The 24,156-nt window shown below is 42.1% G+C and carries 27 protein-coding genes; 5 read left to right on the top strand and 22 right to left on the bottom strand.

The features are described 5' to 3' along the window. Window positions 1-131: 131 nt before the first annotated feature. Window positions 132-2,135, top strand: coding sequence for a T9SS type A sorting domain-containing protein (locus FO442_RS15695; protein ID WP_144334163.1), 2,004 nt, complete (start codon window positions 132-134; stop codon window positions 2,133-2,135). Window positions 2,136-2,247: 112 nt separating this feature from the next. On the opposite strand, the gene FO442_RS15690 is transcribed toward FO442_RS15695, so the two are convergent. The 8 genes from FO442_RS15690 to FO442_RS15650 form a co-directional block, all read right to left on the bottom strand. Then, the gene (locus tag FO442_RS15690) at window positions 2,248-3,093 is read right to left on the bottom strand and encodes a hypothetical protein (protein ID WP_144334162.1); all 846 of its coding nucleotides are present in this window, start codon (window positions 3,091-3,093) and stop codon (window positions 2,248-2,250) included. Between the two features lie 62 nt (window positions 3,094-3,155). Then, window positions 3,156-4,277 carry a hypothetical protein gene (locus tag FO442_RS15685; RefSeq protein WP_144334161.1) on the bottom strand — a complete coding sequence of 374 codons (1,122 nt, stop codon included), beginning with the start codon at window positions 4,275-4,277 and terminating at the stop codon, window positions 3,156-3,158. Window positions 4,278-4,422: 145 nt separating this feature from the next. Further along, complete coding sequence (locus FO442_RS15680) at window positions 4,423-4,842, bottom strand: SRPBCC family protein (RefSeq protein ID WP_144334160.1); 420 nt, start codon at window positions 4,840-4,842, stop codon at window positions 4,423-4,425. 22 nt (window positions 4,843-4,864) lie between these two features. Beyond that, complete coding sequence (locus tag FO442_RS15675) at window positions 4,865-5,242, bottom strand: DoxX family protein (protein WP_144334159.1); 378 nt, start codon at window positions 5,240-5,242, stop codon at window positions 4,865-4,867. Continuing rightward, complete coding sequence (locus FO442_RS15670) at window positions 5,232-5,753, bottom strand: SRPBCC family protein (RefSeq protein WP_144334158.1); 522 nt, start codon at window positions 5,751-5,753, stop codon at window positions 5,232-5,234. Before FO442_RS15670 ends, FO442_RS15675 begins: the two co-directional genes overlap by 11 nt. A 169-nt stretch (window positions 5,754-5,922) precedes the next feature. Beyond that, the gene (locus tag FO442_RS19010) at window positions 5,923-6,885 is read right to left on the bottom strand and encodes an SRPBCC domain-containing protein (RefSeq protein ID WP_144334157.1); all 963 of its coding nucleotides are present in this window, start codon (window positions 6,883-6,885) and stop codon (window positions 5,923-5,925) included. A gap of 39 nt (window positions 6,886-6,924) precedes the next feature. Further along, complete coding sequence (locus FO442_RS15660) at window positions 6,925-7,254, bottom strand: ArsR/SmtB family transcription factor (protein WP_144334156.1); 330 nt, start codon at window positions 7,252-7,254, stop codon at window positions 6,925-6,927. A 316-nt stretch (window positions 7,255-7,570) separates the two neighbouring features. Continuing rightward, window positions 7,571-7,936 (bottom strand): hypothetical protein, encoded by a 366-nt coding sequence (locus FO442_RS15650; RefSeq protein WP_144334154.1) that lies wholly within the window; start codon window positions 7,934-7,936, stop codon window positions 7,571-7,573. 201 nt (window positions 7,937-8,137) lie between these two features. On the opposite strand from FO442_RS15650, the gene FO442_RS15645 reads away from it, so the two are divergent. After that, window positions 8,138-8,485 (top strand): hypothetical protein, encoded by a 348-nt coding sequence (locus FO442_RS15645; protein WP_144334153.1) that lies wholly within the window; start codon window positions 8,138-8,140, stop codon window positions 8,483-8,485. Between the two features lie 29 nt (window positions 8,486-8,514). Here FO442_RS15645 and FO442_RS15640 read toward each other — a convergent pair whose 3' ends face one another. From FO442_RS15640 to FO442_RS15595, 10 genes are all read right to left on the bottom strand, one after another. After that, window positions 8,515-9,087 (bottom strand): YdeI/OmpD-associated family protein, encoded by a 573-nt coding sequence (locus tag FO442_RS15640; protein WP_144334152.1) that lies wholly within the window; start codon window positions 9,085-9,087, stop codon window positions 8,515-8,517. A 169-nt stretch (window positions 9,088-9,256) separates the two neighbouring features. Then, window positions 9,257-10,243 (bottom strand): winged helix-turn-helix domain-containing protein, encoded by a 987-nt coding sequence (locus FO442_RS15635; protein WP_246073866.1) that lies wholly within the window; start codon window positions 10,241-10,243, stop codon window positions 9,257-9,259. A 137-nt stretch (window positions 10,244-10,380) separates the two neighbouring features. Then, window positions 10,381-10,845 (bottom strand): SRPBCC domain-containing protein, encoded by a 465-nt coding sequence (locus tag FO442_RS15630; RefSeq protein WP_144334151.1) that lies wholly within the window; start codon window positions 10,843-10,845, stop codon window positions 10,381-10,383. A 48-nt stretch (window positions 10,846-10,893) separates the two neighbouring features. Further along, window positions 10,894-11,451: a DUF4256 domain-containing protein gene (locus tag FO442_RS15625; RefSeq protein WP_144334150.1), complete on the bottom strand. Its 558-nt coding sequence runs from the start codon at window positions 11,449-11,451 to the stop codon at window positions 10,894-10,896. Further along, window positions 11,444-12,064, bottom strand: a complete 621-nt coding sequence (locus FO442_RS15620) for a YdeI/OmpD-associated family protein (RefSeq protein ID WP_144334149.1) — start codon at window positions 12,062-12,064, stop codon at window positions 11,444-11,446. Before FO442_RS15620 ends, FO442_RS15625 begins: the two co-directional genes overlap by 8 nt. A 4-nt stretch (window positions 12,065-12,068) precedes the next feature. Continuing rightward, a complete protein-coding gene (locus tag FO442_RS15615; RefSeq protein ID WP_144334148.1) occupies window positions 12,069-12,446 on the bottom strand; it encodes a DoxX family protein in 378 nt (125 codons plus the stop codon). A 16-nt stretch (window positions 12,447-12,462) separates the two neighbouring features. Continuing rightward, the gene (locus FO442_RS15610; protein ID WP_144334147.1) at window positions 12,463-12,933 is read right to left on the bottom strand and encodes an SRPBCC domain-containing protein; all 471 of its coding nucleotides are present in this window, start codon (window positions 12,931-12,933) and stop codon (window positions 12,463-12,465) included. Window positions 12,934-13,037: 104 nt separating this feature from the next. Continuing rightward, window positions 13,038-13,376: an ArsR/SmtB family transcription factor gene (locus FO442_RS15605; protein WP_144334146.1), complete on the bottom strand. Its 339-nt coding sequence runs from the start codon at window positions 13,374-13,376 to the stop codon at window positions 13,038-13,040. Between the two features lie 229 nt (window positions 13,377-13,605). Further along, window positions 13,606-14,625: a PAS domain-containing sensor histidine kinase gene (locus tag FO442_RS15600; RefSeq protein ID WP_144334145.1), complete on the bottom strand. Its 1,020-nt coding sequence runs from the start codon at window positions 14,623-14,625 to the stop codon at window positions 13,606-13,608. Window positions 14,626-14,751: 126 nt separating this feature from the next. Beyond that, on the bottom strand, window positions 14,752-15,264 hold the full coding sequence (locus FO442_RS15595) for a DinB family protein (protein ID WP_144334144.1): 513 nt from the start codon (window positions 15,262-15,264) through the stop codon (window positions 14,752-14,754). A gap of 266 nt (window positions 15,265-15,530) precedes the next feature. Between FO442_RS15595 and FO442_RS15590 the strand changes: the two genes are divergently transcribed. Continuing rightward, complete coding sequence (locus FO442_RS15590; RefSeq protein WP_144334143.1) at window positions 15,531-16,424, top strand: pentapeptide repeat-containing protein; 894 nt, start codon at window positions 15,531-15,533, stop codon at window positions 16,422-16,424. A gap of 590 nt (window positions 16,425-17,014) precedes the next feature. Beyond that, window positions 17,015-17,383, top strand: a complete 369-nt coding sequence (locus FO442_RS15585) for a DUF2200 domain-containing protein (RefSeq protein WP_144334142.1) — start codon at window positions 17,015-17,017, stop codon at window positions 17,381-17,383. A 231-nt stretch (window positions 17,384-17,614) separates the two neighbouring features. Here the strand turns inward: FO442_RS15585 and FO442_RS15580 are convergent, their stop codons facing one another. Further along, window positions 17,615-19,897, bottom strand: a complete 2,283-nt coding sequence (locus FO442_RS15580) for a T9SS type A sorting domain-containing protein (RefSeq protein WP_144334141.1) — start codon at window positions 19,895-19,897, stop codon at window positions 17,615-17,617. A 198-nt stretch (window positions 19,898-20,095) separates the two neighbouring features. Between FO442_RS15580 and FO442_RS15575 the strand changes: the two genes are divergently transcribed. Continuing rightward, the gene (locus FO442_RS15575; protein WP_144334140.1) at window positions 20,096-21,349 is read left to right on the top strand and encodes an OmpA family protein; all 1,254 of its coding nucleotides are present in this window, start codon (window positions 20,096-20,098) and stop codon (window positions 21,347-21,349) included. 65 nt (window positions 21,350-21,414) lie between these two features. Here FO442_RS15575 and FO442_RS15570 read toward each other — a convergent pair whose 3' ends face one another. The 3 genes from FO442_RS15570 to FO442_RS15560 form a co-directional block, all read right to left on the bottom strand. Then, window positions 21,415-22,155 (bottom strand): hypothetical protein, encoded by a 741-nt coding sequence (locus tag FO442_RS15570; protein ID WP_144334139.1) that lies wholly within the window; start codon window positions 22,153-22,155, stop codon window positions 21,415-21,417. Window positions 22,156-22,266: 111 nt separating this feature from the next. Continuing rightward, window positions 22,267-22,890, bottom strand: coding sequence for a class I SAM-dependent methyltransferase (locus FO442_RS15565; protein WP_144334138.1), 624 nt, complete (start codon window positions 22,888-22,890; stop codon window positions 22,267-22,269). 87 nt (window positions 22,891-22,977) lie between these two features. Further along, a complete protein-coding gene (locus tag FO442_RS15560) occupies window positions 22,978-24,147 on the bottom strand; it encodes an efflux RND transporter periplasmic adaptor subunit (RefSeq protein WP_144334137.1) in 1,170 nt (389 codons plus the stop codon). Window positions 24,148-24,156 lie beyond the last annotated feature (9 nt).

The raw sequence follows: 24,156 nt of genomic DNA, 5'->3' as shown, positions 1-24,156 counted from the left end.
AAAGATGGAAAGATTACACAAAGAAAAAATTTGGTGTAAAGCAATTTCAGGGTTAATTTTGAAATGTCAAGTTATTTCAGGTTTAAGTAGTCAAATTTGTAAAGCTATTTCAGGACAAGACCCACCTCGAAATGAACGGCGGAAGTTTATCGAGCGGGCAGCGCCTGCTTTTCGAATTGGGAGCAAGTGGGACAATCAACAACGGAACAGTTACCGTTGGTGAAACAATCGCTTTGGTAGACGGAAGCACATTGGCTTCCAGTAAACTGATCCAGAACGGCGGTACGATTACTACCAATGCAGAATTCGGGTTTGAGAACGAAGCGGGTGTTTACTACCCCACTTTTGAACAAACCGGCGGAACGCTCCAGATCAATGGCTCATTGGTTTGGCTCGGAGCTGCCCCGGGCGCAGGAAAAGGATACTTTCGCTCAACAGGAGGATCAGTTTTCGTAACAGGAACAATCGGTAATGATCCGACGAGTACCATGGGAATGCATTTGGAATTGAACGGTTCCAGCACTGTGTTGGAAAACTCGGGACCGAATGTTCAATTATTAAGCGGTGATTCCCTTATTTTGGCCGACAGCGCAACCTGGAAAGACCTTCATTCCGTGAATTGGATGAACGACGGTGTTGTTTACGGAACAAACACTTCGTTTTTTCAGTCCGGGAATACGATCTTTAACGGGACAACCGGATTGGGAACTGCGGTCTATCAATTAGGAAATTTAACGGTTCCTGCTGGAAAAACATTCAACCATGTTTATCCGGCTGAATTAGGAATCAGCGGAGATATGAATATCGTGGGAGCTTTCACCCACAATAGCAACCAATTGATTTTGAACGGACCTGTCAATCAGCAGGTCAATCATTCTTCAAACAATTTAATCTTTCACGGACTCCATATCAGAAACACCGCAAATGGTCCTTCAGATGGTGGTTACGGGATTTCTTTGAACACGAATATCAGCGTAAGCACTACCATGGAACTATTCGATGGAATCGTTGTTTCTGCTCCCGGAAAACTGATCAAATTGGCTGACGAACTGTATTTGACAGGGCAATCAGATTCTACTTTTATCGACGGATACGTGGAAAAAACCGGGAATGATGCTTTTACTTTTCCACTTGGACTTGTTCCGGACAGGTACCGTCCATTGACAATTACTCCGCCGAGTTCCCAAAATACCCAAATTAAAATCGGTTATCTGAATACTGCTTATGGCAGTTTGACACCGGTTGAAACTCCTATGCAAAGTGTCAGTGCACTGGAATATTGGGATTTCACCAATTCAAATCCGGGCGACCTGGTCGGGGTCACACTGGGCTGGAACCATGCTTCTGAAAGTGGTTTGACCGATTGTGCTGATATTACAATGACGGTTTGGAACGGCACTCAATGGGTTTTTGTTCCTTCCGGAACTTCAGGGCTGTGCAGCGGTGCAAATGAAGGAACATTGTATAGTTCAGGAAATTTGCCGGTAAGCGGTCCGATTACCATTGGTTTTACAAGTAATGTAACGCAGCAACAGGTAATTCTTTGCTACGGAGATTCGGTAACAGTAGGATCCAATACCTATTCTGCTTCCGGAACCTATTTTGATTTATTGCAGGATAGCAATGGTGATGACAGCACGGTAGTGACCGTTGTAAGTGTTATGAACCCGGTCATTAATTCCATCGCCAGCAACATTACATCCATTACGGTAGATGCGCCAACCGCAGACAATTTGGTTTGGATCAATTGTTTGGACGGAAGTCTTGCTGGGGGATCGGGTTCATTTACGTTTACTCCGGATTCTAACGGAACGTATGCCGTAATCGCAGAACATAACGGTTGTTCAGATACCAGTGACTGTGTGATTATTGATCAATTGGGATTATCGGAACTCAGTAAAATGAATCTTGAAATTTATCCGAACCCGGTAAAATACGGGGATAAACTAACTGTAAATGCTGTTGCTGACAGCTATATTATTCAAACATTGGATGGAAAAGAGATCCTTCCGGAATTGGTTTCCTTTGCAAATGGAAAAAGCGAGATTCAACTGCCTCCTTTGGGCAGTGGAATCTACCTGTTAAAAGCTACCGGTTCTTCTACCTCACTTATCGGGCGTTTCAAAGTCGATTGATTCATCCGAATGATCATACATTCCCGATCAGTAACAACAGGTCGGGGATACTTGTTTTCAGCTGTTCGGGTAAAGCTATTGATTTTTTTATGCTAAGTCATCTGAAATTGATTCAAAGGCACACGAACGTTACAGAGGCATTTGTTGACTTTTCCTTGAACCACAGAATCGATTTCTCTTCCAAAATCCCGTAATCTTTCGGATGCAGATAACCCGCTTCTAATGCCTTGAAGAACAATTCCTTATTTTCCTGAAAGAAACACTGAGAATGAAGTACAATATTCATCGGGCATTTCAAACGCAATTCGCATTCTTCACAATAATCAGGATCCGTCATAGGCGAGTCCGCATACAAATCTTTTCGTCCGGTCTTTTTGTAAAATTCGGTCCACATTTCGGCAGTTGTAATTCCCAGCAGGTGTTCATTAGGGAAAACACCTTTGTTTAGCAATTCTGCTAAAAATCTTCGGGTTTCATTCTCATTCTGATAAAACTGCTGGCTCTCCCCGCCTGTTTTCAGCTTCAAACTATCCGATTGATAACACATGACACAGATCTGTTCCAACAATCCTTTATCTACGTTTGGCTGTCGGCCATATTGCTTGTACAGGCGCACGATCGTTTTGTATAATTCCGGATAGTATCGGTCCCGGATAAACTTACCGGCAGTCACCGATTTCAAAGGCATCCCGTTTTTGAAAGCGATGGATAAATAATTTCTGAACCGCAGGCTGTCATTCAGGTAAAGTGCAATTTGGGCGGCTATGTAAGGATCTTTCAAAAAAGGCTTGTTACTGGCAAATGCACGGTCGTAGTACATAAAGCAGCTCGAATCCATTTTAAGTACAAATTCTTCTTCTGCCTTGTTCACCAGCTTGTAATACTCTACATAGGATTTATACTGGGAAAACACATTGAAAGCGGTCAGTAGTAAAAGACTGAGCAAATAATTCTTCATTCGGTTTGAATTGTCTTCACCAAATTTAACGAAACTAATGACGAATCGCTCTTCCTTTTGATCTAATTATCTATTTGTATGAACCTTCCTGCACTCATCATGAATTTCATCCCGTTCAGTTTGAACGTTTTGCCGTTCCCCAATTGAGCGATATTTGTGAGGTCTTCCTCCATGGTATGCACGCTTCCTCCCGTTGCGTAAGCCAGATCAAGGTATAAGGTATTCAAGCGGTCTTTCACCCCGCAAACAACTATTTTCAATGGAATTTTTTGCTGTTTCAGGAATTCTATGAGCTTCATATCACAGGGATCTTCCCAGTTATCGGCAATCAAGACTACGTTGTTCTTATTTTCAGGGTATTTTTGTATCGCATAACAAATTGCCTCCAGGTCATTTTCTATGTGGTTGCCTTTTTCCATGGCTTTAAATGCCAGTTCGATGACTTTATCGGCATTGGATGATTCGATCGTCCAAATCCCAGTTGGATCCAGGGCTTTCGTTTGATTGTTACTGTTCTCTTCATCATCGTTAAAAAACACGATCTGTTTAAATGTTTTCATTTTCTGGTTGGCCTTAATCCAAAGCAGGAGCTGTGACGTATAGGGTGCCATACTCCCCGTCACATCCGTCACAACAAGCATGTTCTTCCAGGTCGGCTGTCTTTCGAAAACCTTCAGGATACTGGAATCCTGTGGGGAGGTCCTTTGCTCCACCACGTCCAGGATCTGTTTATGTTCTTCCTGGAAGGTTGGCAGTTTCCGGTAATAAATCTCAAAGCCGTGAAAATAATTCTGCATATCCCTTTGTGATTCAACCCCCGTTTGTTTCACAATATTCCAGTCAATGATACTGCTGTTAAATGCTTCCGGAAGGAGGATATACAATTCAAGGATCCTTCTGCGATTCAATTCCGTAAAATCCATTCCGTAGGGATAATCGGAATAAATGAGATCAACCCGGATAATGGTCTGGTCTTTCAGTGCTTTCACGTCCTCCGGGTTCAGGATCGTATGTTCGCCTGGCGTCATCCGGATCTTTGCAACACTGAATCCGTTTTCTATGGGCCGGTATTTTGCAACTTTTAAGGTGTCGCGGAAACGGAAGTTTTCCCTGATGGAAACCTGAGCGGTAGTTGTCTTTCCTATCCAAAGAAAGAGTAACAAAAGTGGAAGAATAGTTTTCATACTCCTATAACACAAGGAGTTGAAAAAAGTAACAGCGATTTAATTGACGAATCCCAAATTACGAATGCCGAATGATTTCGTTATTGTACGTCGATTCAGACTCCTGAGCATTTTCATTCGTAATTCGGAACCCGTCATTCGCAATTTAATTTTCTTCCGTGTATTTCTTGAAGTTATCCAAAATTGCCTGCCAGCCACCCTGTTGCATTTCAACCGGATTTTGACTTTCCGCTTCAAAGGTTTCAACAACTTTGGTTTCATTACCACCATCACTTGTAAACGTAATGTTGGTCTTTCTTCCGTCGTCCATCGTATAGCTGATGTATTGATGGGCAGTTACCTCATCGTAGATTCCTCCGAAATCAAAACCGAAACTGCCGTCTTTGGCTTCCATCCGCGCCGTAAATCTTCCTCCTGCACGTAAATCATTTTCTGATTTCGGTGTATGCCAATCGGGCGAAGCGCTATTCCATTTTTTAATATGCTCCGGTTCATTCCAATAGTCCCATACTTTTTCGATCGGCGCCTTCACGGTAGCCTGTAAGGTGATTTTTGTCTTCTCCATTTCTATGAATTTATTCCACTAATTACTTAAATAAAGCAGCATATTTTGCCCGGTTATCAATCATAATCCACGCTAAAACAGCCAATAATATAAGTGCGACCGGCAAACCGGATGGTGCGTTGAAAATATGCGTCAAAAGAATCCCGACCATGATCGGTAAAAGCATTACCGCTCCAAGCGCCCTGTATTTGGGAATGATCACCAAAACACCACCGATGATTTCCACCACTGCAATCAAAGGCATCAACCAAACAATTGCTCCGAATGCTTCGACTATTTTCATCATACTTTCCGGCATGTCTTCAGGCATCGGCATGTATTGGAAAATCTTGTTGAGACCGGAATTAATGAATACCAATCCGAAAAGAAAGCTGATAACAAATAAGATCTTATTCTTCATTTCTTTCCTTTTTAAGCGTTGGCAATAATTCATCCAACTGTTCCATTCCAATAGACAACCCTTCCTTGAAGCCCATTTTAATGGTATCTTCCAACTGTTTCAGGTCGTCGTAGGTAATGTGGATTGTCACTTCAGTCAACTCTTCCCCTTTATCTTCAAAAGAAACTTCCCATTTTGATTGTGGCATACCATCGGCAACCTTTCCATTACTGTCCGTAAATGCATCCAACCCGGCAAACGAACTCTTCGGGTGGATTTTAGTATAATTTACAGTCGCCCAGTGTTCTTCCCCGTTCGGACCAACCATGGCGTACAACCAGGTTCCACCATCTCTAAAATCCATACGCTTTGTTCGGGCATTCCACGGTTTGGGTCCCCACCATTTATCCAGGATCTCACTTTTTGTGTAAGCATCCCAAACCAACGGGCGCTCTGCTGCAAACTCTCTTTTCACGGTGATCGTTCTGTTGTCTTTGTCTACAGAAAAATCAAATGCTAAATTGTGTCTCATACTTTACTTGTTTTTATTTGACTTGTTCAAAAAGTTGAAAAGGTTCAGCGTTCAATCCAACTACAATTTAAAACTTCCTCAAAAGGCATCCAAATAGTTCAATGCTTTTTTGAAATCTGACTTCCTCTTCAGTTTCATTCTACTAAACTTAAGTGATCTCAGTTATTTTTCAATTCGGGTGATTGATCATCCAGTTAATTCCGTACTTGTCCGTGAAAGAACCAAAATACGCTCCAAAGAACATGTCTTCCAATGGCATTGTAATAGTGCCTCCCGCCGAAAGTTCATCGAAAATACGCTTGGCCTCCTCGCGCGTTTCCGGTTCGATGGAGATGTGCATGTTATTTCCGGATGTCAGAGTGAATCCCATTTCTTCCGGAGCATCTGTTCCCATCAACACATGGTTTGATGTAATCGGTAATTCAACATGCAGGATCATCTTTTTAACAGATTCCGCTACCGGTGGATGACTTCCGTCTGCAGGAATATCTCCGAAACGCTGAATTCCTTTTCCGGAGAATTCAGATCTGAAAACCGAGCGGTAAAATAAAAATGCTTCTTCCGTATTTCCGGGAAAATTGAGGTAGTTGCAAACACGTGGCAGTTGTGCCGGTTTTAACTCATTTCGCAATTTAAACTTTGTTTCCAGGTAGTGATCCAGGTTCTCCATGGCCATCGTAAATCCTTCCTTGAACCCGAATGATATGATTTTTTCGAGGTCTTCCAGTGATTCGTATTTGATGGTAACGTTTACTGTCGTGTTCTCGCCATTGGCAGAAAACTCGTTATTCCATAAAGAACGCGGGAATGAAGTGTTCAGGTTTCCGTTTTCATCACAAAAACCATCCAATCCTGAATACGATTTTTGATCTTCAATTTTTTTGTAGTCCAATTTACACCAGTGCATTTCATTCTCCGGAGAAACCATGCAATACAGCCACATTCCTCCTTCCCGGAAATCCATTGATTTGGTTTTAGTTTGAAACGGTTTCGGTGCCCACCACCGGTCCAACAATTCCGGTTTTGTCCAAGCATCCCAAACCATAGATACATTTGCAGCAAAGTCGCGCTTTACGTGAATGGTGTTATTTTCCTTGTTTACGGAAAAATCAAAAAGTACATTATTTTTCATCTCTTCTTTTGTTTAATCTGCGCAACATTTGAAAAAAAATCAAATGTTGCTCTTTTTTTCTTTTTTTAAAGTTGCCAATACGTCATCCAATTGATTGAAGCGGCTTTCCCAAATCTTCTTGAATTGTGCCAGCCAGTGATCGATTTCTTTCATTTTATCTCCATTGAGTTGGTAATAAATCTCTCTACCCGATTGGTTCTGTTTTAAAAGTTCACACTCCGTAAGAATGCGCAAATGTTTAGAAACCGCCTGACGAGTGGTATCGAAATGCTCGGCCAGGGCATTCGGCGTCATGGACTGGACTGCTACCAGCATGATGATTGCTCTTCTGGTGGGGTCCGCTATTGCTTGAAAAACATCTCTTCTCATGTCATTGAATTTTAAATTAGAAACCGATTGGTTTCGCAAATATATATGCAACTGATCGGTTTCGCAAATTTTTTATCAATTTTTTTTGTAAATTAATGGAACAAACTATTATTTCCCCCTTTTTACAGGGGTTTAAAAAGGTATCAGAAGATGACTTATTTTATTCTTTTAAGCAGCATGATTAATCCGGAACCGGAAACTTCCGTTTGGTGGTATATTTTACCTACAAGTGGTTTTGCTTTGTTACTTTCATTTTACTTTATAATCCGACGGAGAAAAAAAGATTGATGAACTGATTTTCTTATTTCAATGTGATTCATTTCATGGTATTCAATGCCCTTACAGCACTTAAGAAAGTCAAGAACTTCAGCCGCATGGAACATTTGGGACAGTATTTGTCTTTAACAACCTGTGGGTCAACTAATTCCTTTACAAACACAAACTGCCGGAAACCCAAACGTTTTCCATGTGTAAAACCAAAATACTCCGGTCTGTACGATCCGAAGTCCACATCGCAAAAATTGCATAGCGTCAATTGAAGTCCGTTGTATACTTCGTAAGTATTATACGTATGAATGCCTTGCTTCAGGTGATTTATTTCCCTCGGATCCCACCCACAATCGTCGCATGGAGCGCAATCCCGCACTTCCAGTTCATGATAACAAATCGGACACTTTTCCATCGCTGCCAGTATTTATTTCACCCCGTTTCACTCAAAGTTAATTATTTCCGCGCATTCCTTTTGAAAATTTACATTAAAATTAAATTCTTTTAATCAACTGATTTTTAATTACATACTAATTTTTACCGGAAGTTTTTTTAGTCTTCTCAACGGATTTAATCCTGAAAAATGCTTATTTTTTGGTTTTAAAACCGACTCTGCATGCGCTTATTACACTATTTCCTATTTCTTTTCATTTGCAGTTCTTGTCAACCCCTTTATACAAATATCCCGAAAGGAACGCTAAGCGATGAATCCATTACCCAATTAACCCTGGATTACCGAATGATCTCTTCAGACAAAGTGATGGGAACCATTCAAAACAACTCAAAAAACCGCGTTTACGATGTCCGGATCAGGATCGATATCACTCGTTTGGACCATTCGGTTTCCACGGAACATTTCGTCATTGCAAAAATAAATCCCTATCAGAATTATTCATTTAAAAAGTCAACAGAAACCTTGGACGGTGTTGAAATGACACTCCGGATCCAATCGTCACATTACTGACATTTGCAGCAAGAATCCGGAGTAAGCATCTAAAATTGTTTCGGTTTGCGTTTTTGAGCTGCGGATTCAACGATTTCGTCAATCCGTTTCTGACGTGTTTCGGGTCTTTTTGCCAAAACCAGCCAAGCCAGCATCATTTTCCGTACAGATTTACTCAAGCTCAGAAAGAATGCTCTTGAACCCTCCTGAAGCTCAAATGCTCTTTCCAGGTCTTCCGGGATGATCAGTTCTTCCACGCTATCCAAAATGGTCCACGAACCGTTTTCTTTGGCTAGTTCGATGCTTTTATAACCTGCTTCCATCATAAGGCCAGCATCAATCAACCGTTCGACCTTTTCTTTATTGATCTTTGACCAAGTACTTTGCGTCTTTCGTTTACTGAAAAACTGGCGGGATATCTCCGAATCAACGGATACTTTCTTACTGTCGATCCATCCGAAACACAAGGCTTCATCAACTGCTTCACTCCAGGTAACGGTCGATTTTTTAGAAGCCTTGCTGTAAAAGACTACCCAAACGGCCTGTTCTCTCAGGTGATTTTCTTCCAGCCATCTGCGCCATTCATTTCTGTTTTCCGGGTAAAAAATGGTGATTTCATTCATGTCATACCTGATTTTATCTTCAATATCGTTCGGTAAATGTACGAGCAGGCAGTGACAACCCTATGTCAGGGGATATTAAAATGTTCGAATTTTAAAACACTTCGGGACCAGATCCGTCAGGACAAAAAACAACCAACCCTGACAACTTCAAGTCTTGACACCCCAATCTCTAGTTAACAATGAACTTATATCCTATTCCACGGATATTGACAATTTTCACCCGCGGATCGGCTTCCAGTTTTTTTCGCAATTTGGAAACAAAGACATCCAGAGTCCTTCCGATATAATCTCCTTCATCTCCCCAAACCACTTTCAGAATATGTTCACGTTCGATTGTTTGATTGACATGAGTGTAAAGCAGGGAAAGTAAATCCGACTCTTTGCTGGAAAGCTCGATGCGTTCTTTTCCGCGGACTAACAGCATGTTCTTTTGATCAAAGCGAGTATCCCCGATCAGTACGGAACCTGAATCTATGACTGCATTCGCGGAAACCGCTATCCGTCTGCGCCTTCTGAAATAGACCAATAAGCCGATAAATGCGAAAGCGGAACCAATCGGGACCGCAATCAAGGAATAACGTGTTTTCTCCTTCGCAGCGGTTGAGTCAGTGGTATTTTCTTCGGATGAACTGATGGATTTCATTGTAGAAACCTGTTCTTTACTTTCTGTGAAAACCCGTTCGACCGGTATCGCAGGATATGGAGATCCCGTATTGAATCGGACCTTTTCCAAAATCGTAAAATAAACCACATAACATGCTTTTGGCTGAAAACGTGGTCCGCAGGGCATCAGATCAGCACCAGCGGAATCTCCTTTTTCGTAACTGTAAACAACTTCATCGTTTTCACACCGCTTTACTTCTACTATGTAGCTGTCCGCGATCTTTGTTCCGTTTACCAGGCGATCAATTGTTGCAGTCAGGTCACCCGGATTAAATGCAAATGCAGACGCAAATTGGATCTTGTAGCTGTCACCTTCTTTTTCAATCGGGAAAATGCGGGACGTGCTGTCACCGGAATTCAATAAGATCTCGTGACCGATCATCCGCAATGAAACCAGGAGGTGTTTTTCTTCTTTTGAAGATTGCGCATAGCTTGTAACTCCTGTTAACAAAAGAATCCATAAGGTTATGGTGTTGAATTTTCCGGGTGCCATGCTCCAAATTTACGGGAATACAGCTTTTGTTTACAGGATTTCTGCCCGATTTACATTAATTTACATTTGAAAACCGGAAATTATTTCGCAGCGACAGGACTCATCTTAAAATACTTTCACTCTAGCCGTTAGAGGTCTCAGCTTTGAAATTTTCCTTCATCCAGCAGTTGTTGTATATACGTGTTTAATCGTTCAATATTTTGCTTTTGTCCTTCATCTGCTTTGTGTGCCTTTACAATCAGGTCGTATTGTTCTTCAGAATCAAAAAGCATATGCCACTGGATTTCCGTTCCGTCTTCTACGGATTCAAAAAGAACCGTAGTCATAAAGTGCGGATTGAAATGCTCAAACCCGATCTTTTTTAAAGGAATGATTTCCCTGTAAATACTTCTATTGGGATAATTCGTTCCATCCGGTCCGTGCAAGGTGAGCTTCCATTCCCCGTCTTCCCGAAAATCCATTTGGTGAATGGTAGTGGTAAACCCATCGGGGCCCCACCAATGAACAATTTTATCCGCATTGGTCCAAGCTTCCCAAACCAACACCAAAGGAGCGTTGAAAGTTGCTGTGATATAAAGATCTCTGTTTTTTGTGTTTTCCATAAAGTAGAAAAAATGGTTCAAAATTTAATTTGTGTTGCATTATTGAAGCTATACTCTCAACATTCCTCTAAATCCTCTTGCAGCATAATACGATTCTGCTCCATTGTGGTACATGAAAACCGCTCCATAACGGCGATCACAAAATATGGCACCTCCGTGTTTCCGGATTTCCACCGGTGTTTTTACCCAGCTCGATGTTTTCAAATCGAATGTTCCCAGGCTTTGCAATTCGCGGTACTGCGTTTCTGTCAGGAGCTCAATTCCCATTTCTTTTGCACGTTCCAATACACTTCCCGAAGGTTTATGCTCTTTCCGGGAATTCCATGCTTCCTTGTCATAACACAAACTTCTGCGTCCTTTGGGGCTTTCCGGCGAACAATCGCAAAACAGGTATTCGTTTGTTTGCTCATCGTAACCGATTACGTCCGGTTCCCCTTCACTGCTTTCCATTTCATCCAGTGACCAGAGTTTTTCCGGATTTGCTTCCAGTTTGGCCTGTATGCTCGACCAATCCATTCCCTTGTGGCGATCCGGGTGTTTTTCGAAGCGTTTTTTTAGTACACTCATTAGTTCCTTTGCAGCTTCAGCGGATAATTGTTTACTCATTTTTCGATGCTTTTTTCCGTATTAAATACTCATTCACGTCATTCAATCCTTTCCCCTCCAAAATATGCGGAATGGATTTTTCGATTCGCGACTCACGGGTTTGGGTTTGCTTCGGTTGCGAAAAATGAAGTATATATGCCCGTTGCCTTCCAGGAGTCAATGCCTCAAAAGCTTTCTTCAACGGAGGATTATCCTTGAATTTAGCCGTTAATTCCTCCGGGACCGGGTATTCCTTCGTTTTCTTCAATGCTACTTTCTTCCCGGATTCTTCTACTTCCACCGCCTGGAAAATGTATTTCTTCAGCTCAGTTTCCAGAGATTTGATTTCCTTCAGGTTCGCGAAACGTACTTGTCTTGCAGATTGTACATTTTCTGTTTGCTGAATGAGAATTTTTTTCGGGTCTTTCATCAAAGCTCCTTTGAAAAACAAGAGTGCACAGTATTCTTTGAACACATGGATCAGAACAATGTTTTTCTTTTCATACGTATAGCACGGACAGCCCCATTTCAAATCTTCGGTCAAATGACATTCAAGCACTATTTTTCTCAGTTCATTCACCTCCTCCTTCCACTTTTCTTCTTTCTCGAAAAACCAATCAACTTTCGGATTCATACAATCAATTTATTACCGCAGCTTTCCTTCCCTCCGGTCTGAAATACCAAGATACAACAGTTAAAACTAAAAGCAAGATCGAAGGGAAGATTTCACTTGCCGGGCTTCCAGATGCAAGGTGTGAAAATACTGCACCTGACATCGCGAAGAAAAATCCGGCGTAGGCCCATTCCTTTAAGATCGGGAATTTTGGGACCAACACCGCGATCACTCCGAGTATTTTCCAGATTCCCAATAAAGTCAGAAGGTAGACCGGATAATGTAATTCGGCCATACGCTTCGTATCCTGCTCCATTTGAAGCAATTGAACAATTCCCGTTGAAAGCATTCCCAATGAAAGCCAGATCGTGGCAATCCAATAAATTATTTTTTTTGTCCTCATTTTCTAAATTAATTAATTAATGGGTTATTCCATTTTTAAGCAATTCTTCAATCCGATTGTGCGCCATGTTAATTCCCTGTACAAACGGAAGTTTCAGGATCTGGTCACGGATCTCGTTTGACCGATACACCACGTGCATGGTCAGCTTACTTTTAGCATCCGTCAGTTTCTCAAATTCCAAAAACTCCATCTGAGGACCAAAAGAAGCATTTTCCATTTCGAAGGTCCTGGTGATCTTAACGCCGGGGATAAAATCGTGGATTACCCCATTGAAACCGTGTTTATTTCCCATCGGATCGGTTGTTTCGAACAGGTAGCTGCCATGTTTTTTATTTTCCAGCTTCAGTACTTTGGTTCCCATCCATTGTTCCACAATCTCTGCTTCTTCATACGCTTTGAACAATAACTCCAAAGGAAGATCAAATTCTCGGGTGATGATCAATTCCTGTTTGCCGTCTTCGGCGTGCACTTGTGTTTTTCTTTCCATAGTTAAAAATTTTAAAGGATTTGAAGAATTGAAAATGTAAAATGGAGCATTGAAAAGAAGATATATGTCGTGGAAAGGTGAAATAACAATGCCTACTTTTCATTTTAACTTTTCATTTTTCGATTAGACTTCTCGTAGTTTTTCATGATTTCTTCGAGTTTATTGAATCGTTCATCCCATATTTGGCGGAACGGCTCGATAAAGTCGGCCACTTCTTTCATACTTTTCGCATTGATGTGATAGTAAACTTCCCGGCCGTTTTGTGTTTGACGAAGCAATTCGCATTCGGTCAGGATTTGCAAATGTTTTGAAACGGTTGGTCGTGCGGTATCAAAATTGGAAGCAATTGCCCCGGCTGTCATAGACTGAGTTGCCACCAATAACAATATTGCCCTCCTCGTTGGGTCGGCTATAGCCTGAAATACATCTCTTCTTAAATTCATTGTGTAGCTATTTGACTACAAATATATATGAAGTTATTTAACTACACAATTTTCTTTTAAAAAAAATTCCTGAATGAATTCGTTTAACAGGACAGTTACCAGTCAAAACCAGTTATAGAGAAAACAAGTGAAACACAAAAAAACGGATAACCAGTCAGTTATCCGTTTGTAAAACGAAGACCAAACAGAACTAAAACAAACTTAATCAGGTAAGGTCCTTTCTCTTTTTTCATTCAAACTCCAGTTCAAAATGAACTCCTCTATCAGCAGGTAATTTTTGAAGGGTTCCATTGAGTTGTTCGGCAAACCCTTCGATTAAAAAATGCCCGAGGTGGTAATCATCATCTGAAATTTCGGAAAAACCCGCTCCATCATCCTTATAAGTCAGGAGGTATTTTCCATTTTTCAGCCTAAGTCCAAGATAGATCTCTCCATGGTCCCTTTTTTTAAACCCGTGCAGGATGGAATTCGTGATCCATTCGTTGATCAATAAAGCCAGCGGAATCATTTTATCTACCGGAAGCTCCAGGTAGTCGATATCAAGAATCAGTTTGAAATTTGCCGGTTCATTCACCAGGGAATTCAGGCAATCCTTGAACAACTTTTCCCAGTAATTTGCAACATTTATGAGCGCCAGATCTTTGTGTTTGTAGAGCGATTCATGAATACTTGCAATGGTTTCTATACGCGATTGGGTTTTGTCAAGAATGCCGTTAAAATTAGCATCTCCTTCTTCCATCTGAAGGCGAATCAAACTGGAAATGATCTGCAGATTATTTTTCACCCGGTGGTGCATTTCTTTCAGGATCACATCTTTTTCGTTGTTGAGTTTTTCCAACTCAGCCGTGCGTTTTTGTACTTTATTCTCCAGGTCGTCTTTCAGTTGAAGCAATTCCTCTTCTGCCTGTTTGCGATTGGTAATATTGGTAGATAGTATGAAAATCCCTTCGGGAATGGGTTCTATGCGCAACTCGAACCAATTCTTGCTTCCATCATTATAGGTAAATTCATTTTCAAACTGGAGGGTTACCCGCTCCTTCATACACTTTTCAAGCTGACTGAACATAAAGGTGTTTTCGATTCCCGGATAGCATTCCATCATCGTTTTACCCAATAAACTATCAATGGTACTTTGCCCCTGATTTGCAACTGTCCTGTTTACATACAGGTATTTCCAGCTGTAATCGATTACCTGGAATCCTTCCAGCAAACTGTCCAGAATACTTAAATTTAATATCGATTTTTTCAATGAAGTAGTGTTTAATTAGTAAAAATAATTACCAAAATCGCACCCTTAATATACAAAAAAACCAAGTACATACAACTAAGTGTTTTTTAGTTGAAGCACTTACCTTTTTTCCTGAAGTACGGTTGATTATTTTGCCTGAGTGAAGTTGCTTTCTTCATAGGTCGGACCGTATAATCCGGGAACCGGGTTGCCAGTAGAACGCAAATACACAATCATTTCTCCGCGATGATGATAAATGTGATTGAACAGGAAACTGCGTACCACTATTCCTCTCGGGAACGGACCCAAAATAGTTCGGTCTCCTGACTTCATTACCCATTGAACCTGTAAATCTTCTTCTTTCAGGGAATGCAAGGCTGCTCTGGCTTTTTCAACATTTGCTTCAAAGAGATCACGCGTGGCATGAATGTCATCTGCCGGGCCGCGCTCCAGTTTGTCGGCCGACACATCGTATGCATCCATCGTGAGTGTTCCCACATACCAATAATAAATCGTTGCAATGTGCTGTGCCAGTTCTCCCATGGACCAGGACACCGGTGATGGTTTGAAACCGATATGACTTGCAGGAACAGCCTGAAGTAATCTGCGCGTGCTTTTTACTTCGTTTTCGAATTCATCTATTAAAGCTTGTAACATCATCTCTCCTTATTTTGGATCAATAAGTTACTGCTCATGGCTTATGAAACAAAATTATCAGATGTTAATAATCCCTATTTTCGGATAAAAACACCCATGCGGACACTTCAAAAAAACTTCATCCGAAGTAAAAACTGCCAAATACCACTTTTAGCTTCAAATAACAACTAAAAGTAGTGCAATTACAACCATAAGTAGTTGTATTTTTATCTGACCTGTACAGGCACTCCGATACCTTTGTCTTATCGAAATCAATTAAAAAAAAGGGTATGTTAAGTACAAAAACGATTGGTGACAAAATCACCGAAGCAAGAAAAAAAAGTTCCATTTCCCAGGCAGGGCTTGCCGAACTTTTATTTATCAGTCCACAGGCGGTAGGAAAATGGGAACGCGGGGAATCCATGCCGGATATCATTACACTGAATCGTTTGGCAGAAATCCTGCAGGTCGACCTGAATTACTTTTCGGAAGGGTTTCAATCCGCATCATCTCCGGGAGAAAAATCAGCGGAATCCATTCAATCGCCGGCAGGAAAACAGAAACAGGAGAAAAAACTCAACTGGAACATGTCGAAAGGAAGCTGGGCGGATGCGGATTTCTCGGGACTCAAAAACCTGAATGAAAAATTCAGCTCCTCTCACATGAAGAATTGCAAATTCATCGGTTCGGATTTGTCGGGACTGCAACTTAGCGACAATCACGTAATGAGTTGTGATTTTTCCCAGTCGGACCTTAGTAACAGTCGCCTGAAGAGTTCGCATATGACCCAAAACCAATTCCGGGAATGCTTATGGAACGGTACCGAATTCTCGGGAAGTTATATCTCAGGCTGTGATTTCACAGGTACTGATTTCTCCGAAGCAGTTTTTAAATCCGGAGGGATCGAAAAAAGTACGCTGGATCAGGCACATTGGAAGCATACTACTTTCCAGGGAATGTATCTTGCGGACCTGGTTTTTGAAGGAATGATAGAAGACTGCTGTTTTGAGCTCTGTGCTTTCAAACGCGTTACTTTTCAAAATGCGGTGCTCACAAATACGTTCTTTAAGAACAAAAGTCTCAAGCAAGTCAAATTCATCAATTGCCAGGCAGATCGCATGACATATGAATTTTTAAAGAACGGAAAGGCAGATCTAAGCGGAGTCGAGTTGGTGAATATGTGAAGGGATTCGTGTTTTTTGTTTGATTTTATTCCCTGGAGGATTTTTTGAGTCTTAAAAACCCACGAACATAGTCCGTGGGTTCTTTTTACTACAACTTAACCTAACCAACTCTTGCGTAAGAGCGCCTTTGAGTTCTAACTCTTTGTTTTTCAAAAACAGTACAAACTCTATTTCTTTACTTGATTTAAGGATACCTGAAATCAACTAATTTCACTTTTCAACTGATTGTTTAAGCAAAGATAAACCATTGAAAATTCTGTACAACCCGATGTTTTGTTTCCCTCTAAAACTGTTTTTAAAGTAAGCAACTTTGCCTGCCGTCTATTCACCGAATTGTTTCGTTTGAATTACTGAATATCAGTTTCTTATTAATTGATATATCAATAAATACAGTCAGTTGCGAACGATTTGAATCCGTGAATAAATGTACATTTAACATTTTTTTACTAACAATTATAACAGTTCTATCGTTTGATTCGTTCAGGTTCACACACCTGGAGAATAAGTGCTTCAAAAGGACCAAAATTCGTTTGAAACCGCCCATTTTGAAACTATTTTACTTTCCTTACCTTTGAAGAAAGCTTTCAGATATGAGTACAACGCCGGAACATGACCAAAAATTTGCAAAACTGATCTTCGCTTCGGTTTACCCGCACTATGTGAAAAAGGTTGAAACAAAAGGAAGAACGGTCCAGGAGCTGCACGAAGTCATTGAATGGCTTACCGGGTTTGATGAGAAGAAACTGCGGAAGCTGATAGATGAAAAAGTGACTTTCGAAGAGTTTTTTAATCGTGCAGACTTAAATCCGAATGCCGAACTGATTACCGGGATGATTTGTGGTTACCGCATCGAAGAAATCCAAACTCCGTTGACAAAAAAAGCCCGGTATCTTGACAAGCTTGTTGATGAACTGGCCAAGGGAAAGAAGATGGAAAAGATTTTAAGGGGAAAATCCTGATTGCTAATTACGCACGCCGAATTACGGATACACATGTCCAACCAGTAATTAGAATGAATTTCTATGGTGTGACTTCATTATGCTGATCACTCATTTAGTAATGTAAGGTCTTTACGAGCAGGAAGATCAGTAAAACCAAAAATCCCGATCCGCTATAAACAAGATCGGGACTTTTCATATCGCTTTTGCAAGAAACCGGTGCCAACACGCGTCAGTACCAACTGAAGAAGTTTATTGCTTAACAAATTGTCTGACGGATACTTTATTTGTTTCTGTATCGATCATTTTCAATAAATACGTGCCTTTGCTCAAAGCCGAAACATCCATTTGGTTTTCTCCGGTACGTGCCACCTCGTAAACCCTTCCTGTAACATCCGTTACCTGGCAGGTATATGGATGATTGTTTGCACTTGCATACGTCACGTTCATCACATCCGTACATGGATTCGGGTACAAATGGATGGTCAACAATTCATTTTCATCCACAATCAATTCAGCATCTTCATCCGCAACGGCGAAAGGACTTAAACTGGTAATCCCCGAGCGGCTGATCTCGTAAGTACTGTTTGCTCCGGCGGTTGCACTTCCGGATACCTGTGTATCCCAATCATTATTCGTATAATGTGTAATGTATGCGTTGGTGCGGTCGAAACCATTAACTTCGGATGTCACCATCCAACCTAATTTCAGGTTCATATTCACTGTCCCTGCATCTGATTCTACCAGCCAGGTTCTATTCACTACACTTCCGCCGGTTGCACTGTTGAATCCTGAATTTTCAGTTCCACCGGTAAACAAACCGTTGAATGTTTTTACCATGAAATTGCCTGCCGTACCTGTTGAAACCTGTTGAATACTCGCCGGCGAATAGCTCGATTCCGTTCCGACCGGGAATACTACGTACGATGAAAAAGCCGGTACATACATCTGAAGTTTTCCGGCATTTGGTGTCACAATGTATCTGGTATCGCTGTATCCCGTAATGTTTGCATCCTGTTCCACAACCAGGTTGTCGTTCATTAGCCGGACACTTCCGCTTGTCATTGTTAATTCATCGTGGATATGAAGCCCGGATCCCAATACGATGTCGCCTCCACCTGTTACATCAACGATCAATTGCTCCAGGTCGGAATTCGAACCGTCAAAATAAATGGTATCATTGCCTGCTGAAGTGATATTTAAGTGTAAATCGGAGTTCATATTCCCGACGATCGGGCTGGAAGATTCCTGGTCCAATGTTCCGTTCAATACCAGGTTATTGGAATTCAGGTTTAATTTTCCGCTTACCAAGCTTAATTCTCCGCCAACAGTCGCATCGTCGTCCAGCATCACTTCTCCCTCTGCCAGGTTCACTTCCACATCATTCAATCCGGAACCGGTGATTTCTTCTCCCGTTGTCGTGGTTGAGTCTCCCAGGTATTCGACATCATAAGAAGCTGTCCCTGTAAATGTACCTCCGCCGTTTTCCAGTTTCCCATTTATGACCTGTACGAGGCTTCCTGCGCTCATGGTCAATACTGCACCACTTTCAATACTTAGTGTCCCGTTGTGCAATTGCAATTCTCCCGCAACTGATAGAGAACTCTTAAGAATGACGGATCCTGAACTTCCGGTGTAATTAATGGCAAACTGATCTACGGAAGATCCCGAAGTAAATACCAGCCCGGAGCTTAGTGAACTGGCCGTTTCAATGGTTACATTGGATGCTGCAGTTGTGGTGAGTGCCGTTCCGGATTGAATATCCATATTTCCATGAATTTCCAGGTCGTTTGCACCTACATTCAGTGTACCTGTGTTCAGCATTAAGTTCCCGTGAATGATCAAATCGCTTCCCATTGTCAGAACAGAAGCATTGTCGTCCAGGGTAATATCTGCATTCTCCATGTCCATGGAATTAATCTCAATACCGGTAGTTTTCGATCCACCGATGTAATGCACATGGTATGCACCTCCCGAATTAAAAACGCCACCGGTCGTTGCTAACGACCCGTTGTTTCGCACCACTTTTGCATTCGCATTCAGCATTAAATTAGACCCGGTATTTAAGGTCAGTGTTCCATCGTCCAGGTGCAATGAATCCGTAACAGTAACCTGAGACGTAAAGGCAATAATGGATCCGGAATTGACGAAGGTATTCACGGTCATGTCGCCCGAAAAGGAATAAGAAACCAACAACCCTGTGAATACGATCCGTTGAATATCCACATCACCGCTTCCGTTAAAGGTACCTGTCTGGATCGACAATTCGCTATTCGTAGAGCTTGTGAGGGTTCCGTCTACCGTAAAGCTGTTCAGGAGACCTGAAAAGGTGACATTGGTATTCATATTCACATCAATACCTGACGGAATAGTGATATCCTGGTTACTTACATTGCCGGAAGGCGCCGTGCCTCCCCAAGTTGCCGGATCGGTCCAATCGCCATCCGTAACGGCGGTAAAAGCAAATAATTTGCCGGTGGAAATCAGTGTTAAAACGACAACAAAGAGTCCCGATTTTAGTAAAAGTGTTTTCATATCTGTGTTTTTAATGATATTAGTATTCCTATAAAATTCCCTACTTATCCCCGACCAGCTGTTACATCCTGACAGAGATTATTACACAATTTACAGATCGACAAAAGGAGGTGTGAAATGTGTAATAATTAGCCATTCCGGTGTAAGTAAAAAAGTGTTCCCGTTTCATAAATTGCCTTCACATGTAAATTTCTGGATATGAAACATATACTATCTCTATTTTTGATCCACACTTTTACCTCTTACTGCCAGGACACTACTTATAACCATTTTTCCGTGGATGCCGAATTCGGGTTGAATAATCCCATTTATCCTATGACAAGTGGGTACGATGCTGCAACTCTCAATTTATGGCACGTCGGACTTGGTTTCAGGTATGCTGTCAATCCTAAGTTCGGAGTCCGTTTGAGCGGCGGTTACGATAATTTCAGAGAACTTGCCGGAACACCCTCTTTTTCTTCTGAATATTACCGGGTTTCCCTTGAAGGAGTTGCCAACCTAGGGAATATCATGGATTTCAAAGAGTGGACAAAACACATCGGATTGCTTTTCCATATGGGTGCGGGTTATTCTGTTCTCAATGGAAGTTCAATTGATCCGAACCACATTCTTCACGGAATTATCGGGTTTACCCCACAAGTCCGCTTATCACCGCGTTTCAATCTGTATGTGGACGGATCGGTCCTTGCAAACATTTACCAGAACTATACCTATGATCTTAATTCTACGCGGAATACGCATGGTATCGATGCTTACCTGATCAATCTTTCCCTGGGAGTTCAATACAACTTCGGACGAAAGGAACATGCTGATTGGGTCGTGATCCCGGAAAACAATGAGGAGATCCAGAACCTGCGGAAACGTGTGGAAAAACTGGAAGAAATGCAACGTGATGATGACAATGACGGGGTTGCCAATTGGCTGGACCAGGAACCGGAAACTCCGGCAGGAACACTGGTTGACACGAAAGGACGCACACTCGCTCCGCGCGACAGTGACGGTGATAATATCCCGGATGATTTGGATGATTGTCCATTTGAAAAAGGTTCTGCCGCTATGAAAGGCTGTCCTGAACGTTCCGGAAGTATGGCTCCCAACAGCAGTAAAGAAGTCATTACGATGATCGAGGAAAGTGAAGTGAAGTTTGAAACAGATAAAGCCGATCTGTCTCCTTCTTTCCAACAACTGCTCAAAGCGATAGCAAAGGTTATGAAGGATAATCCTTCCTACAAACTGCATATTATGGGACACGCAGATGACCGCGCATCCGAGGAATACAACATGAACTTATCCCGGGAGCGTGCCAATGCAGCAAGAACTTACCTGATCGAACAAGGTGTTTCGGGAGACAGGCTGACAACAGAAGGTTTTGGAGAAACCAAACTTAAAAATCCGCTCCGAACAGTTGAAGCGCGCGCGGAAAACCGACGTGTGGAGTTCGATGTACGCTAGGCGATTCAATAGCTATAAAAAAGAGCGCAGGATTCCTGCGCTCTTTTTTCTTTAGTCCGATATCTCTAAGGCACCACCTGTACCACTTTATTCAGCGCCCGGTATTTACTCCTGATCTTCCCTCCTTCACTGGTTCCCTGCGCAACGGTTGTTTCATTCGCCCGGTCCATATAAACGGTAGATGTACCCAAAGCAAGGGAGCTCAACCCGGTAATTCCCATGACAATATTTGTAGCCCCCGATTGGTTCTGATAGAACAATGCATCCTGTCCCCATGTCCAGGAACCAACGAAAACACCCACAGACTGGTTTGCAGCTAAGGAATTCCCGATCCAGGTCAGGGTGTTTGCCTGCGACTTCACAATGGTATCAAATCCGGGTTGGAAAGCAACCGTATCCATTGCGGGAGTCGTATTCGTGAATTGATTCCCATCCACATCGCTGTAAACAAAGGTTCCTGATGAAATTTTCCCGGCGTATTCTTTGTAATGTCCTACATAAAAAGCATTGTACGTAAGCAAATCGCCGTTAAACTTAACCGATGCACCATTGGTCAATTCCAGGTTCGTTCCGGTTGGACCACCAAACTTAAACCGTGCAACCACGTAGGTTTTATCTTCGTTCTTATTGTAGAACAATTCATAATCCGTATAGATTTTATCCTGGTTTACGTCTTCGGAATTTTCTTTTTCGCAAGAGAAGAGTAAGAATGGGAGCACAAGCAATGCAATTGCTTTTTTAATAAATCCATGTTTAACAATGACATGCTTTCTGTCATTCCATCTAAAAGTAGCAGCTATTTTCATTCAGTGTTTTTTTTATGTGCGCTAACTTACAAAAAAATAAATTACAGATGCAAGAACGGAAAGGTTGATTGTGAAGGAATTAGGCAGGAATGAGGGAAGGGAATTTATTAATTAAACCGGCTTTCTTTTGCGAAAGCTGCAAAACAGGAAGTTTTGGGTGGTATCAAAGGGAGTTGTGTGGTCTTCTGTGATACACGAAAGCTTTTCAAAATCATTTTGCAACAGAGTCCTTAACGATTCTTCACTGTATTGCCTGATATCCAATCCGCTGCATTTTTTCGGGCCATTCTCGGAGAATGTTGCGATAGCCAGGTAACCGCTTACCGATTTACGGGCAATGTCCACGTATTTTTCCACTTGTTCAGGACTTGTGAGGAAATGAAATGCAGCGCGGTCGTGCCAGACATCATAGACTTCCACAGGGTCAAACGCGGTGATATCGCTCACGATCCAGGTTACCGAAGCGGCCTTTGCTCCCAGCCTTTTCTTTGCTTTTTCAAGCGCCTTTTCCGAAATATCCAAAACACTTATGTGCTCAAAGCCTTCTTCCAGCAAATAATCCACCAACTTACTGTCTCCGCCGCCCACATCAATGATACGTGCCGATTTCTGCAAGTTAAACGAATGGATCAAATCAAGGGATGTTTGAGGAACCTCTTGGGTCCAGCTCACCTGTTCGGGAGTTTTTGTTTCGTAAACCTGTTCCCAATGTTCTTTGCTGCTATTGTTTTCCATATGCCTGTTTGTACGCACTAAAAGTATTTGTTTGTTCCAGGATAGACAGTCATGGACCGGAAAATACTTCCTGTCCGTTTGGCCGGCTTAATGTGCATGGCCCGCGCCTTCTTCTCCGTTCTTCAGTTTACTCAGGAGATCATAAGCCCCGTTAACAACGAGCTTTACTGTTCGCCAGTCCTTACCGGATACAATGATAATCTCCGTATATCCCAGCTCACTGACACCTGTCTTCACCGGGATCAGTTCAAAAGCATGTTCGTTTTTGTGGTCGGACTTCACTTCTGAAAAGATGTATTCTTCTCCTTCAAACTCTACAATGGCCTGGTTCGGGACTGCAGTTACTTCTGTACTTCCACTTTCCACCAATCCTTTCAGGTACATTCCAGGAAGCAATTGGTTGTCTTCCTTATCCAGGTGACAATGGATGTTTACCGTCCGGTTTTTTCCGATCTCACGGCCTATGAGGTAAATAGTTGCCGTGCGCTCTTTGTCTTCATTCGCCAAGGTAAAACGCACCTTTTGCCCCACTTTCAATTTGGGAACATCTTTTTCAAACACAGTTAATTCGGCGTGTAGGTGTTCGGTATCCGCAATCTTGAAAAGCACGTCCGACGGAACAACAAAAGCGCCGATATTCGTATTGACCTGCGTGACATAGCCGCTGATCGGAGAAAGGATGGAAGCAAAACTCCGGATCCCTCCTTTTTCCAATGAAGCAACCGAAATGTTCATGAGCTGCAGCCGTGCTCTTAAGCCATTGACCCGAGCACGCATGCTTTCATAGTCGCTCTTTGCTTTTTGGACGGTTTTCTTTGCATTGATATTTCCCGCAGCCAATTCTTCCTGGCGCTCGTACTCCAGTTTCAGGTAATCCAGCTGGCTTTTATAATCCAGGTAATTTTGCTGGACATCAATGAAATCCGGGTTCTCGATAATAGCGATTACCTGCCCTTTTTTCACCTTCATTCCCTGTAGTAATTCCGTGTTTTTTAGGGTGCCGCCGAAAGGCGCTGAAATGGAAACCAGGTTTTGCGGCGGAACGTCGAGCATGCCATTTACTTTGATTGTTCCGCTCAGGGATTTGAGCTCAATCTTTCCCGTTTGAAGGTCAATGGTCCGGTATTGTTCGGAATTCAGTTCCACCCGGTTTTGATTTTGCGGATGTGTTTCTGTCATTGCCGGTTTTTCATCCGAACCGCAGCCTGCAAGGAGCACCACTGTCATTAACGGAATGAATTGAATGAATGATTTCATATTTAAGTC

Origin of the sequence: Fluviicola chungangensis (assembly GCF_007558725.1) — a bacterium.
In the GTDB taxonomy this organism is placed as follows: Bacteria; Bacteroidota; Bacteroidia; order Flavobacteriales_D; family Crocinitomicaceae; genus Fluviicola; species Fluviicola chungangensis.
The sequence above is the reverse complement of the archived record's forward strand: the minus strand, read 5'-3'. Positions and strand labels throughout refer to the sequence as shown.

What these genes read in the sequence shown, in the direction of transcription:
- FO442_RS15610 (WP_144334147.1), bottom strand. Translation starts at nt 12,933, where the DNA reads ATGGAAAGAAAAACACAAGTGCACGCCGAAGACGGCAAACAGGAATTG.
- FO442_RS15595 (WP_144334144.1), bottom strand. Translation starts at nt 15,264, where the DNA reads ATGATGTTACAAGCTTTAATAGATGAATTCGAAAACGAAGTAAAAAGC.
- FO442_RS15675 (WP_144334159.1), bottom strand. Translation starts at nt 5,242, where the DNA reads ATGAAGAATAAGATCTTATTTGTTATCAGCTTTCTTTTCGGATTGGTA.
- FO442_RS15660 (WP_144334156.1), bottom strand. Translation starts at nt 7,254, where the DNA reads ATGAGAAGAGATGTTTTTCAAGCAATAGCGGACCCCACCAGAAGAGCA.
- FO442_RS15605 (WP_144334146.1), bottom strand. Translation starts at nt 13,376, where the DNA reads ATGAATTTAAGAAGAGATGTATTTCAGGCTATAGCCGACCCAACGAGG.
- FO442_RS15620 (WP_144334149.1), bottom strand. Translation starts at nt 12,064, where the DNA reads ATGAATCCGAAAGTTGATTGGTTTTTCGAGAAAGAAGAAAAGTGGAAG.
- FO442_RS15635 (WP_246073866.1), bottom strand. Translation starts at nt 10,243, where the DNA reads ATGGCACCCGGAAAATTCAACACCATAACCTTATGGATTCTTTTGTTA.
- FO442_RS15690 (WP_144334162.1), bottom strand. Translation starts at nt 3,093, where the DNA reads ATGAAGAATTATTTGCTCAGTCTTTTACTACTGACCGCTTTCAATGTG.
- FO442_RS15650 (WP_144334154.1), bottom strand. Translation starts at nt 7,936, where the DNA reads ATGGAAAAGTGTCCGATTTGTTATCATGAACTGGAAGTGCGGGATTGC.
- FO442_RS15560 (WP_144334137.1), bottom strand. Translation starts at nt 24,147, where the DNA reads ATGAAATCATTCATTCAATTCATTCCGTTAATGACAGTGGTGCTCCTT.
- FO442_RS15590 (WP_144334143.1), top strand. Translation starts at nt 15,531, where the DNA reads ATGTTAAGTACAAAAACGATTGGTGACAAAATCACCGAAGCAAGAAAA.
- FO442_RS15685 (WP_144334161.1), bottom strand. Translation starts at nt 4,277, where the DNA reads ATGAAAACTATTCTTCCACTTTTGTTACTCTTTCTTTGGATAGGAAAG.
- FO442_RS15625 (WP_144334150.1), bottom strand. Translation starts at nt 11,451, where the DNA reads ATGAGTAAACAATTATCCGCTGAAGCTGCAAAGGAACTAATGAGTGTA.
- FO442_RS15585 (WP_144334142.1), top strand. Translation starts at nt 17,015, where the DNA reads ATGAGTACAACGCCGGAACATGACCAAAAATTTGCAAAACTGATCTTC.
- FO442_RS15695 (WP_144334163.1), top strand. Translation starts at nt 132, where the DNA reads ATGAACGGCGGAAGTTTATCGAGCGGGCAGCGCCTGCTTTTCGAATTG.
- FO442_RS15615 (WP_144334148.1), bottom strand. Translation starts at nt 12,446, where the DNA reads ATGAGGACAAAAAAAATAATTTATTGGATTGCCACGATCTGGCTTTCA.
- FO442_RS15570 (WP_144334139.1), bottom strand. Translation starts at nt 22,155, where the DNA reads ATGAAAATAGCTGCTACTTTTAGATGGAATGACAGAAAGCATGTCATT.
- FO442_RS15575 (WP_144334140.1), top strand. Translation starts at nt 20,096, where the DNA reads ATGAAACATATACTATCTCTATTTTTGATCCACACTTTTACCTCTTAC.
- FO442_RS15680 (WP_144334160.1), bottom strand. Translation starts at nt 4,842, where the DNA reads ATGGAGAAGACAAAAATCACCTTACAGGCTACCGTGAAGGCGCCGATC.
- FO442_RS15645 (WP_144334153.1), top strand. Translation starts at nt 8,138, where the DNA reads ATGCGCTTATTACACTATTTCCTATTTCTTTTCATTTGCAGTTCTTGT.
- FO442_RS15580 (WP_144334141.1), bottom strand. Translation starts at nt 19,897, where the DNA reads ATGAAAACACTTTTACTAAAATCGGGACTCTTTGTTGTCGTTTTAACA.
- FO442_RS15565 (WP_144334138.1), bottom strand. Translation starts at nt 22,890, where the DNA reads ATGGAAAACAATAGCAGCAAAGAACATTGGGAACAGGTTTACGAAACA.
- FO442_RS15640 (WP_144334152.1), bottom strand. Translation starts at nt 9,087, where the DNA reads ATGAATGAAATCACCATTTTTTACCCGGAAAACAGAAATGAATGGCGC.
- FO442_RS15670 (WP_144334158.1), bottom strand. Translation starts at nt 5,753, where the DNA reads ATGAGACACAATTTAGCATTTGATTTTTCTGTAGACAAAGACAACAGA.
- FO442_RS19010 (WP_144334157.1), bottom strand. Translation starts at nt 6,885, where the DNA reads ATGAAAAATAATGTACTTTTTGATTTTTCCGTAAACAAGGAAAATAAC.
- FO442_RS15630 (WP_144334151.1), bottom strand. Translation starts at nt 10,845, where the DNA reads ATGGAAAACACAAAAAACAGAGATCTTTATATCACAGCAACTTTCAAC.